The organism is Rhodosalinus sp. 5P4 (assembly GCF_041365695.1).
Taxonomy (GTDB): Bacteria; Pseudomonadota; Alphaproteobacteria; order Rhodobacterales; family Rhodobacteraceae; genus Rhodosalinus.
Genome location: NZ_JBGFSJ010000003.1, coordinates 340,744 through 359,104, shown reverse-complemented (window position 1 = coordinate 359,104; position 18,361 = coordinate 340,744). Strand labels below are relative to the sequence as shown.

Annotated in this window: 3 protein-coding genes (1 of these 3 cut by a window edge); all 3 read left to right on the top strand. The window is 66.0% G+C overall.

What is annotated here, in order from left to right; genetic code table 11:
• Positions 1-29: 29 nt before the first annotated feature.
• On the top strand, positions 30-824 hold the full coding sequence (locus AB6A69_RS07180) for a SapC family protein (protein WP_371060253.1): 795 nt from the start codon (positions 30-32) through the stop codon (positions 822-824).
• Between the two features lie 25 nt (positions 825-849).
• On the top strand, positions 850-2,817 hold the full coding sequence (locus tag AB6A69_RS07175) for a hypothetical protein (protein ID WP_371060252.1): 1,968 nt from the start codon (positions 850-852) through the stop codon (positions 2,815-2,817).
• Positions 2,818-3,092: 275 nt separating this feature from the next.
• A protein-coding gene (locus tag AB6A69_RS07170; protein ID WP_371060251.1) for an LEPR-XLL domain-containing protein crosses the window boundary here: on the top strand, positions 3,093-18,361 show its 5' portion. 13,849 nt of this gene lie beyond the right edge of the window; only the first 15,269 of its 29,118 coding nucleotides appear in the window; its start codon is at positions 3,093-3,095; the stop codon falls past the right edge of the window.

Genomic DNA, 18,361 nt, shown 5'->3' with positions numbered 1-18,361 from the left:
TGCAACCAGACAAGGAAGAGGACACTTTCATGGCAACTCAATTGCTCTTCTACGAGAATGCCTGCCCGGTCACGGTCTCGGAACACGGCGACCTGAGCGTTCGGAGCGGCGGCAGCTACGCCTTCGCGTCGAAGGTCAACTCGGTCCCGCTGACAGCGGTCGAGTTCGCGGCGGCGGCGGCGCATTACCCGATCGTCTTCGCAGGGAACGAGGACAAGGTCATGCCGGCCGTCATCCTCGGCGCGAAGGACCAGGAGAATTTCTTCGTGGAAGCCGACGGCACCTGGAAGGCGGGAACCTACATCCCGGCCTTCGTGCGCCGCTACCCCTTCGTCTTCTCGACCGACCGGGACAACAAGAACTTCATTCTTAACATTGACGAGAACTACGAAGGCTGCAACCGCGAGGGGCGTGGCGAGCGGCTGTTCGACGCCGATGGCAAGCAGACGGTCTACCTGCAGAACATCCTGCGCTTCCTGCAGGAATACCAGGGCCAGTTCCGCCGGACGGAGGCCTATTGCAAGCGGCTGATGGATCTGGGGCTTCTCAAGCCCATGCAGGCGCAGTTCAACCTGCCGAGCGGCGAACGGCGCTCCCTGTCGGGCTTCATGACCGTCGACCGCGAGAAGCTGGGCGAGATCGGGGACGAGCCGTTGCGCCGGATGTTCGAGACCGACGAGCTGGAATGCACCTTCCTGCACCTATTCTCGCAGCGGCATTTCCAGACCATGCTCGGCCAGTTCGCCGAAACGCCCTCGGCGGGGGCGCCGGCCGAGGACGGCGATGCGCCGGAGGCGGGGGAGCGGGAGGCCGAAGAGGCCTGAGCCGCTGTCCGACGCGGGCGCATATGTGGGCTTCGCGCCGCCGCAGGTCCGGTTCTACCCCGAGCGCAAGGATCGCGACCCGGGCCGGCTGGACGAGTTGGGGGCGCAGGCCATCGGCATGGCGGCACGGCCCTTGCGTGCCGCCATTACGCCGGTTTCGGACCGTGCGCAGGTTGCCGCGGTCGTGGCCACCTGCCGGCGTCTCGCGGCGCTCGACGAAGCGGGGTTCGACAGGGAGATCGCTGGCGCACGCGCCCGGCTACGCCGAACGGGCCTGACGGCGGCCGCGTGCCGTCTCGGGGTCGCGCTCGCGGCCGAAGCCAGTTTCCGCGAGCTCGGTCTGCGGCCGCGGAAAGTGCAGCATCGGGGCGCGCTCACCATGTTGAGGGGCTCCCTGATCGAGATGCAGACCGGCGAGGGCAAGACGCTCGTGGCCGGTCTCGCCGCCGCAACGGCGGCGCTCGCCGGCGTTCCCACGCATGTCATCACGGTGAACAATTACCTCGCCGAGCGCGATGCCGGGATGCTCGCCCCGGTCTATGCCCGTCTCGGCCTTCGTACGGGCGTCATCCTCGAGGACATGAGCCCCGACGCCCGCCGCGAAGTCTATCTGATGGATATCGCCTATGCCTCCAACAGCGAGATCGCCTTCGACTATCTCCGTGACCGCATCGGCTTCGGCAATGGCGGCCCACAAGGCACCCGCGCCCGGCTGCAGCGGATCGTGGAGCCGGCCGCGCCATACCTGCCCGTCATGCGCGGCCTCGCCCTCGCCATCGTGGACGAGGCCGATAGCGTCCTTGTGGACGAGGCGCGGACGCCGCTCATCATCTCGCGCCAGACCGACCCGGACGCGGAGGCCGCCGGGACCGGCGTCGCACTCGAGATCGCGCGCGGGCTCGACCGGGGCCGGGACTACATTGTGGACGGCGACGAGCGTCGCGTGCGCCTGACCGACGGGGGGCGGGAGACCATCGGGCTCATGTGCGCCGCGCTCGACGGCATCTGGAAAAGCCCGATCCGCCGGGAGGAAGTGGTCCAGCAGGCGCTGTCGGTGCTGCACATCTTCAGGAACGGAGAGCACTACCTCGTCGCCGACGGAAAGGTTCAGATCATCGACGAGTACACTGGGCGGCTTCAGCCGGACCGGTCGTGGTCGGACGGTCTGCACCAGCTTGTCGAGGCCAAGGAAGGGGTGGAGATCACCGGTCAGAACCTCGCGATCGCGCGGCTGACCTACCAGAGGTTCTTCCGTCGCTACATGCGTCTGGCGGGGATGACCGGAACCGCCTGGGAGGTGCGGGGCGAGTTGCGCTCGGTCTTCGGTCTCGAGACGGTGCGCATCCCGCCGCACAAACGCTCGCGGCTGCGCTTCCGGCTGCCGCGCGTCCATCGGCGCAAGGCGGGGAAATGGCGCGACGTTGTGGAGGAGACGCGGCGCGAGACGGGGCGCGGCCGTGCGGTGCTGATCGGGACGCGCTCGGTGGCGGCCTCGCGCGAGGTCTCCGTTGCGCTCGAGGCCGCCGGGCTGGCCCACGAGGTGCTGAATGCCGAGACGGTCGACGAAAGCGCCCGCATCATCGCCGAGGCCGGGCGGACGGCGCGGATCACGGTGGCCACCAACATGGCGGGCCGCGGGGTCGATATCGCGCTCGATCCGGAGGTCGCCGCCAATGGCGGGCTGCACGTGATCCTCACCGAACGCCACGATGCAGGCCGGATCGACCGGCAACTCGCGGGCCGCGCCGGCCGCCGCGGCGAGCCGGGCACGGTGTCGACGATCCTGTCGCTCGAGGATACGCTGCTCGACGTGGTCGGTGCGCCCGTCGGCAAGCGCCTTGCCCGCATGCCCCATGCCATAGGTCTCCGGCTGAGCCTGTTTCAGCGCGCGCAGCGGCGGGCGGAGCGGGTGCACGCGCGCGCGCGCCACGATCTCGTCCGGCAGGACCGGCGGATCAACCGGCTGATCTCCTTCGTTGGAGGAACGGAATGAACGGGCCCGGGCATGCGCGGACCCGGATCGATGCCGCCGCGAACACGCCTGCCTGAGAAGGGTCTCGGGCATGATCGTCCCAGACGCGGGACACCGTACCTTCAACGATTCCAGACGCCGCTCACGGTCCTCCGCGGCGCCCGATTCGCGCACATCTTGTATACGAAGATTGTCGATTGACCTTAAGTCAAGAAAACAATCGATAGGCTTATCTAATCTTTTTGGTCCGCCCTCTCAAGTTTGTGATAATTTGAAAGGACTGGGGACGACCTTGGATGTGTCTTCGGCGTGCAGCCGGGCGCATCCGTGCCGATTTTCAAGGCCCGTCCCTCGCCCGCGGGGAGGCGCGCATCATGGCTTTTCCATTTGGAACGAAGGCATTTGCCTCTGGGGCAGAGAAGGTCGACCAGGACGAGGTACGACGGGCTCGAACGCGGAACTCCTGGTTCTCGGGTGACTCGCGGCACCGCTTCCTCAGCACTTTCCGCGCCATACAGAGCGGCCGGATTCCCGTCCGTGTCTCGGCGGTCAAGATGGAGGCGCTCGAGCCGCGGTACCTCCTCTCCGCCGACATCATCCCGATGGCCGATCTCGACGGCAGTGGCGGCGCCAGCTGGACGCTGGAATACGACGCGACCGAGCTCGCGTTCCGGATCTACGACAACGAGACCGGCGACCTTGTGGACCAGAAGGCGCTGGCCGAGACGACGGAACTGCGCATCGTCGGCACGGACGGCGCCGATCGCCTGACGCTGGACGTCGCGGGCGGTTTCCCGGCCGGCGTGGCCATCCTCTTCGACGGCGGCGCCGGAAGCGACAGTCTCCTCGGACCCGCCGAGGACACCGAGTGGCTCGTGGACGGGCAGAACGCCGGCACGGTCAAGGGGCTGCGCTTCGAGGCGGTCGAGACCCTGGTCGGCGCGGGCGATACCGAGGATCTGTTCACCGTCGCGGCGGGCGGCGGTCTCGACGGCGGCGTCGACGGCGGGGATGCCGGCTTCGACACGCTGGCGATGGATACCGGCGGGGCGGGCACGGTCGAGTACGTCGCCACCGGTCCGACCTCGGGCGCGGTGATCGTGGACGGCGCGGCGCTGAACTTTACCGGGCTGGAGCCCGTGACCTTCACCGGGGCCGATGACGTGGTCGTCCACCTCTCCGACGTGTCCGACGACGCGGTCCTGCGCCAGATCGGCACCATGATCGAGGTTGCGAACAACGAGGGCGTCACGACCTTCGAGCGGGTCAGTTTCGATCTGCCCGCGAACAGCCTGACGATCAACCTGAAGAACGACCAGGGGACGGTCTTCGCCGATCTTCTGCCGGATGTCCCCGAAATCGCCGGGCTCGACCTGAACCAGTTTCTCGCGGGCGACCTCCTGACCGTCGAGGGGACCATAAACCTGGGCGCCGCGGACTTCACGGTGAACGGGGACGACGGCGCGGGCGGCGATGACGGGCTCGACACCGTCGTCTTCGCGGGAAGTCTGACGACCACGGGCGCCGTGGTGGTCAACGCGGAGAACATCCGTGTTGCCGAGGGCGGCTCGGTCACCGGCGGCTCGACGACCTTCACCTCCGTCGCGGAAGGCAACGGCCTCATCCCGACCGGCCCGGTCGACGGCTTCATCCTCGCCGCGCCCGCGGCGGTCATCGACGTTCTCGGCGCGGTGGTGGCCACCGTCTCCGACATCGTCATGTCGGCGACCGCCCTGGTCACCGAGACGCCCACGCCCGCGCAGCTCGGCGCGCTTGGCGGGTCGATCGTGATCGGCCTTCCGAGCGCCAAGATCAGGCTGGGCACCGATGGCGACACCACCAAGTCGGCCTCGCTGACCGCCGCCGGCAAGATCGACCTCGACACGGCCGTGACCGTGACCGTAACGGGAGAGGACGATGCGGACGGGTCCGACACGCAGACCGATGTCGACGCGGCCGTGGCGGTGACGACGCTCTTCACCAAGTCCGCCATCGGCATCTTCGGGTCGAGCTCGCTCGATGCCGGCGGCACGGTCGATGCCCATGCCGGCACGACCCTCGTGGTGACCACCACTGCGGACGGATCGGGCGGCACGGCCGGCGCCACGCTGGCCGTCACCGTCGCCGACGTGGAGACGGGCGTGGAACTGGGCGATGCGGCCTCCATCGGCGGCACGACCGCGCCAGCTTCGGTCGCCCTCAGTGCCACGACGACCAGCACGCTCACGACCGTGGCGACCTCCACCGCCGGCGGTGCGGATGCATCGGCGGGCGGCGGCAACGAGTCTGAGAAGCGGCTCGCCGATCCGAACAAGGACGGCAATACCACCGACAAGGCGGAGTCCGACGGCGGGGACGTGAGCTTCGCGGGCGCGGTCGTCGTCTCGATCTACCTGCCGGAAACGAAGGTCCTCGTGGACACCTCCGGCGGCATCTCCACCGCGGGCGGCGGCAGCGTCGCGCTCACGGCGACGCAGACGGACACGGTGAGCGCGGCGGCCAGCGGCATCAACACCGGCGAGACGGCGACCGGCATCGGCATGGCGGTCGGCATCGGTGTCGTCGACGCGAACGTGGGCACGCATCTCGGCGGCGGCACCGTCTACGACACCGGCAGCGTCACGGCGACGGCCACGCTGAACGGCTCGGGCGGCTACAGCATCACCGCGGTCTCCGGCGCGGGAAATCCGTCCAAGACCGCGATCGCGGGCGGCCTTGTGCTACACTTCGTGACGACGGACGTGGAGTCCCTCGTCCTGCAGGACGCCGTGGTCGAGTTCAACGGCGCGGATCTCTCGCTGATCGCGAGCAGCACCACCAACGTCACCAGCAGCGCAACGCCGAACGAGGACACGAAGGGCGGGTCCGCGAGCCTCGGGATCGGGGCGGGCTTCGTCCTCTTCAAGGGCGACAACAGCACGCGGGCTGCGCTTTCCGGCAATGCCCTCGACGCCGCAGCCTATGCGGGCGGGAAGGTCGCGGGCCTCGACGTCCTGACCCTGCAGGCCACCGGCACTCACACCGATGCGACGACGTCGAAGGCGGGCACCAGCGGCTCGGGATCGGGCAATGGCACGACCTTCGGCGGTGCGGTGGCGCTGGCCATCGTCGAGAACGACACGACCACCGATCTCGGCGATAGCGGGAAGGTCGTCACGACGGGCGACATCTCCGCGACCGCGGATCATACCGGCAAGAGCCTGACGCTGGCCGGAGGCGATGTCGTGGGCGGTACAACGGCGATCGGCGCCGCGATCGCGCTCGCCTTCGTGGACAACCGCGCGACCGCGAAGGCGCGCCGGGATGTCGACAGCGAAGGGAGCGTTTCGCTCTCGGCGCTGAACACCAGTTCGTCGGTTGCGCAGGCGACTGCTTCGGTCGCGGGTGCAGACGGCTCCGGCGACGACGCCAACAAGCAGGCCGACGACAAGCAGACTTTCGCCGGATCTAAATCCAGCACTCCCCTCAACGGCAAGAAGGGCGGCAAGGACACGTCCGTCCAGGGCACCTCCGATTCCACCGGTGGAGTGAGCGTAGCGGCGGCCCTCGCGCTGAACGTCACGAACGCGGACGCCGAAGTGAGCGTCGACGCGGTGATGGTCAAAGCGACCGGCCTGAGCGCGACGACCGAGGCCAACATGGAGGCCGACGCAGTCGCCGATGGGTCGGCTGCGGCTGGAAGCGGCACGGCGGTAGGTGTCGCCGTGGCGATCAATGTGGGCGATCTGTCGAACACCGCGACTATCGCGGACGGCGCGACGCTGAATGTCGGATCGGGCGGTGTGACGCTTTCCGCTGGCATGCGGACGTCGGACGGCGACGACACGCACGGTTCAGGCGCCTCGGCCATCTCGGGCGCCTCCGGTTCGGTCGATACCGGCATCGCGGGCTCCTTCGCCCTGTCGATCACGGACATCACGACGCGCGCCGCGCTCGAGACCGGGTCGACCACGACCATCACCGGCGGTGGCGACGTCTCGCTTACTGCGGCGTCGAATTCCGCGGCGCCCACCCGCGATGGCGCGGCGGACACCGCCGACGCACAGAGCGACGCGGTCTATGCCGGCGCGTCGAGCGACGGGTCGAAGACGACGGGGGTGGGCGTCGCCATCGCGATCGGTGTCGAAGACATCCACACCGAAGCCGAGGTTGCGGACGGCGTCGTTCTAACGGGTGCGGGGAATCTCACGCTTGATGCCCACGGGGATCACGAATCCCAGACCGTCGCGAAATCGGGCGCGAGCGGCGGCGGCACGGCGGGGGGCGGGGCGCTTGCGATCTCGGTGCATAACCGCGAGACGCTGGCCCGGATCGGGACCGGCGGCCTCCTGACGCTTGGCGGCACGCTCGACGCGTCCGCGGACCATTCCGGCCAGAGTGCCCTGACGGCCGACGGGCAGGTGAAGGGAACCAGCACCGCGGTCGGCGTGGCGCTGGGCGTCGCCTATGTCGACGATACCGGGCGTGCCGTGTTGGCGCGCGAGGTGACCGCCGACGGGGCGATCAAGCTCAAGGCGGATGCGGGCGGTAGCTCCACTGTCAATGTCATCGCTTCGGCGGAAGGGGCGAAGAAGACCCAGAATTCCAGCACGACGGCGGATCAGCAGAAGGACGGCGCGACGACCCTCGGCCAGAACAAGTCCAACACCAGCACCGACGGCAAGACACTCACCGGGTCGAAGAGCGCCAGCAAGAACGGCACGTCCGTGTCGGTTGCCGCGGCGATCGGCGTCAACGTTGCCAAGCTGACCGCTACGGCTTCGGTCGCCGATGGCGTGACGCTCATTGCCGGCAACGACGATAACGATGCCGGCACGGGTATTGTCTCGGTGCAGTCGAGCGCCAACCAGACCGCGACGGCCAAGGCGAACGGAACGGCCAAGACCACGGCGGGGGGCGACGCGATCGGCATCGCGGTCGCGGTTAACGTCGGAATACTGTCCAACACCGCCATAATCGGTGACGGCACCGATCTAACGGCAGACGGCCTTACGCTCGGGGCGACGCTGCGCGACGTCTCGGGCGACGAGAAGCACACCTATGGCGCCGAAGCGAAGTCCGGCGCGTCGAGTGGCAGCACCGGCGTGGCGGGGTCCTTCGCCCTTTCGGTTGCCGATACCACCACGCAGGCCATATTCGGAGCCGACCAGAACGGGGTCGCGGGCGTCGTGGCCGACCTAAAGCTAGACGGCGGCACGGTCGATCTTGACGCCGTCAACACCACGGAGAACACGACGACCGCCGAGGGCACCTCGCAGGCGAAGAAGAAGACGGGAACCACCGGTGGCTTCAGCGCCGGCATCTCGATCGCGCTCGGGATCACGCTAAATGAGACGAGGGCGAAGTTCGTTGACGGGGCCTCGGTCACGGGGACGACGAACGGCTTCACCATCGACGCCAAGAGCAACGACACGACAACGACCACGGCTAAGGCGGGGTCCCAGGGCTCGGCGGCGACGAATGTCGGCGGCGCCGTCGCGGTCTCCTATGTCGAGAACGACACTTATGCCGGCACGGGGACGCAGGCCGATGGCGATGGCGCGATCGGGTTGGGCGGTGGCGACTTCCGCGCCAAGGCCGAGCATGACGGCACGGTCACCACGACCTCGGACGGCGAGGTCTCGGGCGGCAAGACCGGCATCGGCGTCTCCATCGCTCTGAACATCGTGCAGACCGACACCGACGCGCTCGCCGCCCGCGACGCGACCGGCGCGGGAACCGTCACGATCATGGCCGATACCGACCAGACGGTGATCGGCGAGGCGAAGGCCGGCGTCGAGGGCCAGTCCGGCGGGGGCAAGACCTCCGATGAGGAGACCAAGGAAAACACCGATTTCGCGCAAAGCCAGTCGGGCGGCTCGGCAACGCCCACGGCGAACAGTAACGAGAACGTCACTGACGGATCGCTGGATCAGGCCGACACCAACTCGACCGATCAGTCCGGCAAGTCGACGGGCGCCAAGGGCGGCACCAAGGTCGCCGCATCCGTCGTGGTGAACTATCTCGATCTCGACAATACCGCCACGGTCAAGACGGGCACGTCGATCACCGGGACCGGCGCGATCACCGTGGCGGCCGACATGGCGGTCGATACCCGCGCCATTGCAAATTCGTCGACCATCTCGCTCAAGCCAAGCAATTCAAACGCGGTCTCGGCCGCCATCGGCGTAAACATCGCCGATCTCGACAACGAGGTCGTGATCGAGGATGCCGGCGTCGTCCTGTCCGGCACCTCGGTGGAGGTGCGTGCAGCCACGCCCGACGTGAACGACCCCAACAGCTTCCAGGTTCAATCGCTCGCGGGGGCGGCGACGGACAACCAGTCCATCGCGGGAGCAATCTCGGTGAACTACGTCGATATCCGGACCGATATCGATGTGGGCACGGGCGCGCAACTGACCGGCGCGGGTGGCGACGTGACCGTGAAGGCGACGTCCTACAACGAGGTGCAGAACCTGGCGGGCGGCGCTGCGCTCAGCCTGAAGAGCGGCACCGGCGTCGGGCTCGCTGTTGCGGGCAATATCTTCAACAACTTCGATACGACGGTCGATATCCGCGACAATGCCCAGCTCACCACGACCGGGTCGGGCTCGGTCTCGGTCGAGGCGGATGCGAAGCTTCTGCCAAAGGAGGCGACCCTCCAGCTTCTGAATGAGGGCGACGACGAAACCAAGGATGACGATGACTTCCTCGAGGAGGTAACGCTCCCGTTCAGCAGCTTTGCTTCGGGCCTCGCCGGCGGCAACCAGGGCACGGCGGTAGGCGGCTCGGTCAACGTCAACGTCGTTCTGATGGAGACCAAGACGACCCTGGGCGAGAACGTCACGCTGCACGCTGTCGGCGACGTGACGGTGAAGGCGACGGACATCGTCGAGATCTTCACCGGCGCGGGCGGCCTCGGCGTCTCGCTCGGCAACAGCGGCGTCGGCATCGCGCTCGACGTGACTGTGGTCGACCGCGAGACTTGGGTCGAGATCGGCTCGAAGTCCGAACTGCGCGCGAATACCGGTTCGATTTTTGTGAAGGCGGACAGCCTCGATACCGTAACTTCCATCGCTGCCACATTCGGCGCGAGCGGAGGCAGCGCGGCTGTCGCCGCGTCCATCGGCGTCGTGGTTCTGCTGACCGACACGAAGGTCACGGTCAAGAAGGGCGGCACGACCGAGGAGACCCGGACCGTTCTCAGCGCGGGCCAGGATGTCTCGGTCCTCGCCGAGGGCGATGCCGACGTGCTGATGATCGCCGGCGGCGTCGGCTTCAGCCTCGGGGGGGCAGGGGTTGGCGTGTCGAACACGACCTTCGTTCATACCGACGTTGTCAAGTCGGTCGTTGAAGGCAATGCCGACCTCGTGTCCGGCGGGGCCAACGGCATAAAGGTTGATGCCACGTCCAAGGACAACTTCATCATGATCGCCGCTGCGGGCGGCATTTCGACGGGGAGCGCCGCGGTAGGCGGTTCGGTCGTCGTCTCAGTCATGAACGAGACGACCGAAGCCTCCATCGGCCGGGGAACTTCCATCACGGCGCAGGATGCGGACAACGATCCCGACGTGGCGGTGCGGGCCGAGGACACGACGGACATGCTGGCCATTGCCGGGTCGATCGCGGCTTCGGGCGGGAGCGCGGGCGTGGGTGCCGGCGTCAACGTCCATACGATCGAAAAGACGACGACGGCGTTCATCGCCAACGATGTCAAGGCGCACGTCGACGGGAATGTGACCGTCGACGCGATCAGCACCGAGGACATGTCGACCGTCTCGGCGACGGCTTCTGCCTCGTCGAGCGCAGGCGTAGGCCTGACCGCCGACGTCTTCATCGTGACTGCCACGACGCGCGCCTATATCGGCGACGACGTGCGTCTCTATGATGACCCGGACGACTACGACGCCACGGTGAAGGGCGCCGATATCGACGCGGACGGCTCGGTTCGGGTCGAAGCCGTCGTGGAGAGCGAGTTCGACCTCATCGTGGGCGGGATCGCGGTCGGCGGCAGCGCCGGGGTCGGCGTGTCGGTCGGCGTTGCGGTCGTCGACAAGACCACCGAAGCCTTCATCGGCGAGAATTCCGAGGTCACGGGCCGCGGCAACAAGGCGCTCGAGGCGCGCACAGGCCGGTTCAACATCGCCTACGAGACCGAAGACGCTGTGATGAGCAGCGACGGCTACGAGCCATCCGCCGGGTCTACGCCCACCAAGGAGGCGCTTCGCAGCGCCGCGCCCAGCAAGGACGCCCTAGAGGTCGGCGCGGGCCAGAGCAGCGAGATCACCGATCAGGTCGAGGCGGATACGGACGGCGACGAAACGGACAACCTGTCAGCGGACAGCAAGCAGGGGCTCACCAAGAAGCGGGTGAGCACAGCCGGAACCAGTGCGACTTTCCGGGGCGTCGCGGTCACTGCGACCGCCAAGGACGATGTCGAGGCTTTCGCCGTCAGCGCCGGGGTTGGCGGGACCGCCGCGGTCGCCGTGGGGGCCGCGGTCAATGTCATCAATTCCGATACATCGAGCTTCGTTGGCGAAGACGCCAAGATCAACCAGCACGAGGGAACACCGAACGGCGCGCAATCGGTCATCGTGGGTGCGGCCTTGGACTTCAATCATGTGGGCGTGGGCGTGGGTGTCGCCGTCTCGGGAACGGGCGCCGTCACGCCGGGCGTCGACGTCTCGGTGGTGGATCTCAACACCAAGGCATGGATAGCCGAGGGCGTCATCATCGACGCCGCCGACGATGTCTACGTGGACGCGAATGCGAAGGCCGACTTCGTCATCGTTGCCTTCGCTTTGGCCGGCAGCGGGACCGGCGCCGTCGGCGGCGGTGTCAGCGTGGTCAAGCTGACGACCCAGACCAAGGCGGACGTATTCAGCTCCAGCACGAAAAGGACAGATATCGAGGCCGGCGGCGACGTCGTCGTTCGTGCGACGGATGACAGCTCGATGCTGATGGTCTCGGGAGCGGTGGCCGTCGGCATTGGCGGCGGCGGGGTCGGCGCAGGCGTCGGCGTCATGCTGTTCGACAAAGACACCTCGGCGACGATCGGCGACTATGCCATGATCGATGCCGGCGGCTCGGGCACGGGCGTCGACGACGTACTGGTCGACGGCCGGAACACCGACGGCTCGTTCAAGCGCGACACAGCACACGGTCTCATCGTACAGGCCGACAGTTCGGAGAGCCTCTATAATATCGCCGTAGCCGCGGCGGGCGGGCTTTATGCCGGTGTCGCGGGCGCCGTCACGGTTAGCCTGATCGACAGCGACGCGACCGCGCGGATCGGCGCGAATGCCGATATCAACAAGCGCAGCGGCGATTATCGCAATACTGACAACACTGTTGGCGTCAACCAGGGTGTGTACGTCTCGGCTGCGAACGACGTGAGCCTCATCGACGCCGCCGGCTCCCTCGGCATCGGCCTTGTCGGGATTTCGGGCGCGGTCAGCTTCGGCACGATGAAGAACGACGTGAACGCGTCCGTCGGCCAGAATACCGAGATCAACGTCAAGACCGATCTCAGCGTCAACGCGCTGTCCAAGAAGAGGATCGAGGGCTTCACGATCTCTGGCTCGGGTGGCGTGGTCGGCCTCGCGGCGTCCGTTAACGTCTGGTCCGTCGGGGAGCAGTTCACCGCCAGCTACAACGATTCCGGCGCGGAGAACGACACTGAAGGCTCGACCACGACGACGTCGCAGAATGCGCTCGAGGATGACGATGGGTCCGAAAACGCCTCGAGCCAGACCCAAGACGAACTCGACGGCACGTCGGACGACATCAACACCAACCTCGCAAGCCTCGACGACAGTTCATCCAATTCCGAGGTCGACGAAAATTCGGCCGACGACCGTGCGGCCAAGTCGCTCGACGCGCTATCCGGCAAACTCGGTCAGGACGAGAACAGCTTCACCGGCAACGACCTGAACACGGCTCTGACGGCAGGTGCAGGGTCGGCCCCCGGCGTGAATGCCAAGGTGGAATCCGGTGCGGTCGTCAACGCGGGCGACGACGTCAATGTCGATGCCTCCGAGGACATCACCGTCAAGGTTCGCGACGGCTCCGTCGCAGTCGGTCTGGTCGGTGCGGGGGCCTCTGTTGCAGTCCTGAACGTCAACAGCCGCGTCACGGCGAAACTCGGCGGCACGATCACGGCGCAGGGCGACATCACGGTCGATGCCTATGGCAAGCGCGACCTCGACTACATCGTGATCACGGGCCAGGGCGGACTTGCCGCGCTTGGCGGCGCAGTCACGATCATCAATGACAACAGCACGCTTCTTGCCGAGATCTCGGACAACGCGATCATCCGCGATGCCAACAGCCTTTCGGTGACGGCGACCACCGACAAGGACATCACCAGCGATACGGTCGCGGTTCAGGTCGGTATCGCCGCGGTTGGCGTCGGCTTCACGAAGATTAGCACGGACGACGGCAACGCCGGCACCGTCGAGACCCATGCGCGGATCGGCAACAATGTCGATATCGGGATTGCGACCACCGTGGACGGCCAAGAGGTGCAGCACGAGGTTGGCAACATCACGGTCCACGCCGTCTCGACAATCGACGTGATTGCAAACTTGACGGCAGGTGCCGTTGGCGCCATCGGCGCCAGCTTCAACTTCGTCTACGTCGATACCGCTGCAAGAGTCCTGGCGGAGATCGGCAACAACGTCGAAATCGATTCCACGGGCAAGGTCGAAGTTCTGGCAAGGGCGTCGCACAAGGCCGATGTCGACATTATCGGCGTGACCGCGGGAGGACTGGCCGCTGGCGTCACGCTTGGCCGGGCGATCTTCGATTCTGAGATCAAGGCGCGCGTGGGAACCAATCTCGACTCCGACAGCGAGGGTTTCGATGTCGTCGCGCTCTACAACCATACACGCGACAATACGACGGGCGTGATCAGCAAGGAGAGTGGGCGCGGCGTCTTCGTCGAAACCGGAGCGGGCGGTGGCGGCATCGTTTCGGGCCAGGGCTCGATCCCGACGGCGGAGGACAAGACGGACGTCCTTGCGATCGTGGAATCCGGGGGTGACCCGGCGACCTACGGCTTGGACTCGGGCGCCAAGAGCGTGCTCGTCGATGCCCATGGCGCCTTCGATACCGAGGCCACGGCGCTCGCCTTCTCGGTGGGTGGTTTCGCGCTCGGCGCGTCCGTCGCCAACGCAAAGTCGCGCGGTAGCGTCAAGGCGCGGATGAACGGCAATGTCGTCGGTGGCCAGAACGTGACCGTTCAGGCGGTCGCTGTCTCGGACGCCAGGTCGACGGCCGATGCTGCAGGTGGCGGCCTGATCGACGCGTTGATTCCGGTTTCCACCGCGGTGGCGTCGCCGGTCCTCGAAGCGTCCATCGGAAATGGCGCAACGGTCACGGTAGACGGCGACATCAAGGTCAACGCGGTCTCCGACGGGAAGGCCGAGGCGACGGGTTCGGCCAAGGGCGGCAGCCTGATCGGCGTCGGCTCGATGGACGTCACTTCCACCGTGTCGCCGACCCTGTCTGCTTTCGTCGGTAGCGCCACGATCAGCGGCGCGTCGCTTGACGTCAACGCACAGCACAATTTTGAGGTCGGCAGCGACCGCAAGTCGCGTGCCTTCAGCGAGGCCGCGAAGGGCAGCGCCTTGTCGTTCCAGTTCACCGAGGCCAAGGCGATCGCCTCGGCTTCGCTCGACGCGTATCTGGGCGGCGGCGCGGATGTCACGCTCGATGGCGGACTGACGATCTCCGTCAAGGGCGTGAATGTTGCCGATGCGGATGTCGAAAGCGTTTCGATCGGCGCTATCGCCAGCGTGGGTACAACGGAAACTTATGCCGAGGCGAACGGGAGCGCGCAGGCTGGTATCGAGGCGTCCGGTGTGCAGTCTGCAACACCCAAAATCACGGTCGGCTCGATTGGGATCACGGCGACCACTTCGGATACCGCAAACGCAAAGACCGTTGCCGCCTCCGGCGGACTTGTGAATGCAGGTAGCAACAGTGCCATCGCTTATGCCAATGCGCGCGAGAACAGCGAAAATTGGGATCCGCTGAGTAACGACGACAGCGACTTCACGCTGGATCCGAATTACGTAGCGGCAAGCGCATATATCGGCTCCAACAGCGCGATTGTTGTCACCAAGGAAAATGGTGGCACGGGCGAGGTCACCATCATAGCGGGCGCCAAGCCTCAGGCCGACTCATTCGTGAAGGGCACCTCTGGCGGCGGCGTGGATGTAGGTGGCTCCTTCGCGGTGGCCCGGCTTATGCCCGTCGTGCGCGCGACGATCGACACCGGCGCGACCGTCGACGCGGCGGGCAACGTCTCTGTCGATGCGTCGGCCACGCCGGCCACGGGCGTCGTTCCCGACTACGAGATCGACAGCATCAGTTCGACCGATGATACGGTGACGGTCGCGGCGCATGGCCTTGAGACCGGGCAGATCGTCGAATACGAGGATATCAACGGCGTCATCGGCGGTCTGGACGGCTTCGTCACGGAGGTGATCCTCGACTCCAACGACAATCCGACGACGGAATTCTTTAACCGCGAATATGCCGTCATCGTGGTGGACGCGGACACCATCGCCTTCGGCGCCGAGTTCGATGGGACGACATCTTTCGTCAATCCTGCGACAGAAGAAATCACGTTCCAATCCGAGCACGGATTCCGCGCAGGTGACGAGGTCATCTACCGTGCCGACTCGAACGTGCTGCCGGGCCTGACCGACGACGGGACTTATTACGTCATCGTCGTGGATCCGCTCACCATCAAGCTGACGGACGACGTCGCGATCGCGCTCGATCCGAGTTCGGCCTACAAGTCGTTCCTCCCGTCCAAGGTCGATGACGAAAGCGATGCGGACGCGACCGAGGCGAACACGATCTTCGGCTTCACCCACGGTTTCGAAGACGGGGAGGCTGTCACTTACGTCGCGCCCGAGGCGCTAACCTTCACCGACCGGCAGGTCGACGTGTTTCAGAACGAAACGATCGACGGCGGTTTCATCGACCTCACCACGGACGACAACGACTATATCCGCTTCGCGATCACGGACGGGACCGACGAGGGCAAGCCGCTCGATCACGGGCTCGAGAACAATGACCTCGTCCTCTACCGGGTTGAATTCGTGGACGACTCCACTGATCCGCAGTTCGATGCAAACGGCGACCCGATCCCGGGCACCAATTTCGAAGATCCCGGGGCCACGGCGATCGGCGGTCTTGAGGCCGATACGCTCTACCGTGTGGTCAAGATCAACGACAGCACCATCGCGCTGAAGCGCGCGTTCGCAGAGAATGTCAGCGTCTACTACGACAATAACGGCGGCAGCGACCGGATCATCCGCGACGACGGCGGCAGCTGGTTGGACGACGGCTTCAAGCAGGGCGAGGAGATCATCATCTCCGGTAGTGCCGGTGGCGCCAACGACGGTACCTTCACGGTCCAGTCGATCTCCGACAGCATCATCACGCTTTCGGACAACCTGAGCTACTTCAACCGCGTCGAGCAGTCGATGACGGTCGACTATGAGACCGTGAATTCGAGCGACTACGTGACGCTGACGCTGACCGGAAACAACTGGGCAGATGTCTCGGACTTCGCGGTCGGCGACACGATCGAACTGGCGAATCTGGCCCTGGGGGGCACGGCGACGATCGAAGACATCGACGGTGCTACGATCCGGCTCGACCGCACCGATACCGGCCTCGTGACCGGTTCTTACAACGACGCCTTCGTCCAGTACACGACCGGCGATACCGACACGTTCGACACCGAGATCATCTCGCTCACCCCGGACAAGGGAACCATCGGCTCTGCCACCGATCCCGGTAACTCCGACATCCATTCGCTGATCCGGCTGGCGGATCTGCCGCTGCAATACGACGACGGCGGCACACTGGTCGACCTGATCGATGGCCATACCTACTACGTCGACAAGGTAAGCGATACGGAGTTCGGCCTCAGCCTGACGCAGGGCGGGGCGCGGCTCGACCTTGTCGCGAACCCGGCCGGGGTCACGGCGCACAAGCTGGGCGCAATCGCCGTGGACATCAGCGCGGGCACGGGCGATCACGACCTTCGCATCAACATAACGAGCGAGAGCGGGGGCGGCCGTCTTCTCGGTCAGGGCGGCGTGGCGCTGTCGCTCTTTGCGCCACAGTCGGGCGACGGGATTTCGTCGGCGACGGCGAAAGGTTCGAGCGGTGCCATCGTGGGCGTAAAACAGAACCGTGCGGACCTCACGTCGACGCCTAATGTAGCGGCACAGATCAAGGCCGATCTATTGCGGGCGGGCGGCGACATCACGATCGCTTCACTGGCCGACGTGCATCAGACCGTCAGCGTGACCAACGGGTCCGGCGGGCTGGTTGCCGTCGGTAATGTAGACGCACGCACCACCAGCACTTTGAACAGCCTCGCCAAGATCGATGCCGGCAGCCAGGTGATCGCGGGCAACGACCTTGTCATGACATCGGTGGCGGATGCCGATTCCGACAGTTCCGCCAGCTCGAAGACCGGTGGCTTCGTCGGCGTGGCCGATGCGGACAGCCGCATTAACCTGGACTACAACGTCGACGTAACCATCGGTTCGAACGCCGTCGTGCTGGTCGGCAACATGGCGAAGCTGGCGGCTTCCGGCGCTGTTCGCGGCTCCTCGATCGCGACCGCCCGCGGCAACGGCTTCGGCGGCGACGGCGAGGCGCGTGCCGACTTCGTCACCGACAGCGCGCGTGCCGACGTCACGATCGGCTCGGGCGCCAAGGTCGAGGCCTCGGAGGTGATCCTGCAGTCGACCGTGGGCGACCGCTTCGACCTGAACCTTGGCTGGGCCACGAACATCACCGCGAGCGCGGACGGACGGGGTGGCGGCTTCTACTCCGAGGGCGAGGCCGACGCGACCGCGAAGTATCAGGCGCACAACAAGATCACGATCAACGCGAATGCCGACATCATCGGCTATCAGGGCGTGGATTTTATAACGTCCTTCGATGACGTGCGCACGAAGGCTTCGGCCTACAGCCGGTCATCCGGTCTGTTCGGTTATGTCGATTCCGACACGACGCTCCAGCAGGATCTGACCGGCAAGGTCGATGGCGCCCTCGGCGCCGAGGTGACTGCAGGGCCGCGCATCGAGCTCGTCACACCGGGGGTAGAGAATCCCGACGGCGAATTCACCGAGCTGGCCCAGTTCGACAACTCCAAATTCCGGCTGGCTTTCTACGTCACGACCGTGAACGGCGGCCATACTCTGGTCGACAACAATGCCCGCCATTCCAAGCGTTCGCTGGCATCTGGCGGATCAAGCGAATCTGGCGACCAGAGCACCGATTTCGACGACGACATCGACTTCGACAGCGACGTGACGATCCTGTCGGGACGCTCGCCGGAACTGGACGTGATCCGCGAAGTCGATGTCGACGAGGATGGCAAGATCACCAAGGCGATCAATGTCACCATCGACGACAGCGAGGGCTCGGGCGCCGGTGCCGCGGCCATCGATTCCGGCACCATCAAGAGCAGGCGCATCGTCGTGAACGACATCGGCAACCCGGGTCCCGGCGACGTGGCCTTCGACTCGTCGCGCATGGACGGTAT

Bases quoted from the DNA above. Each gene is read 5' to 3' on its own strand.
- AB6A69_RS07180 (WP_371060253.1), top strand. From the start codon at position 30: ATGGCAACTCAATTGCTCTTCTACGAGAATGCCTGCCCGGTCACGGTC.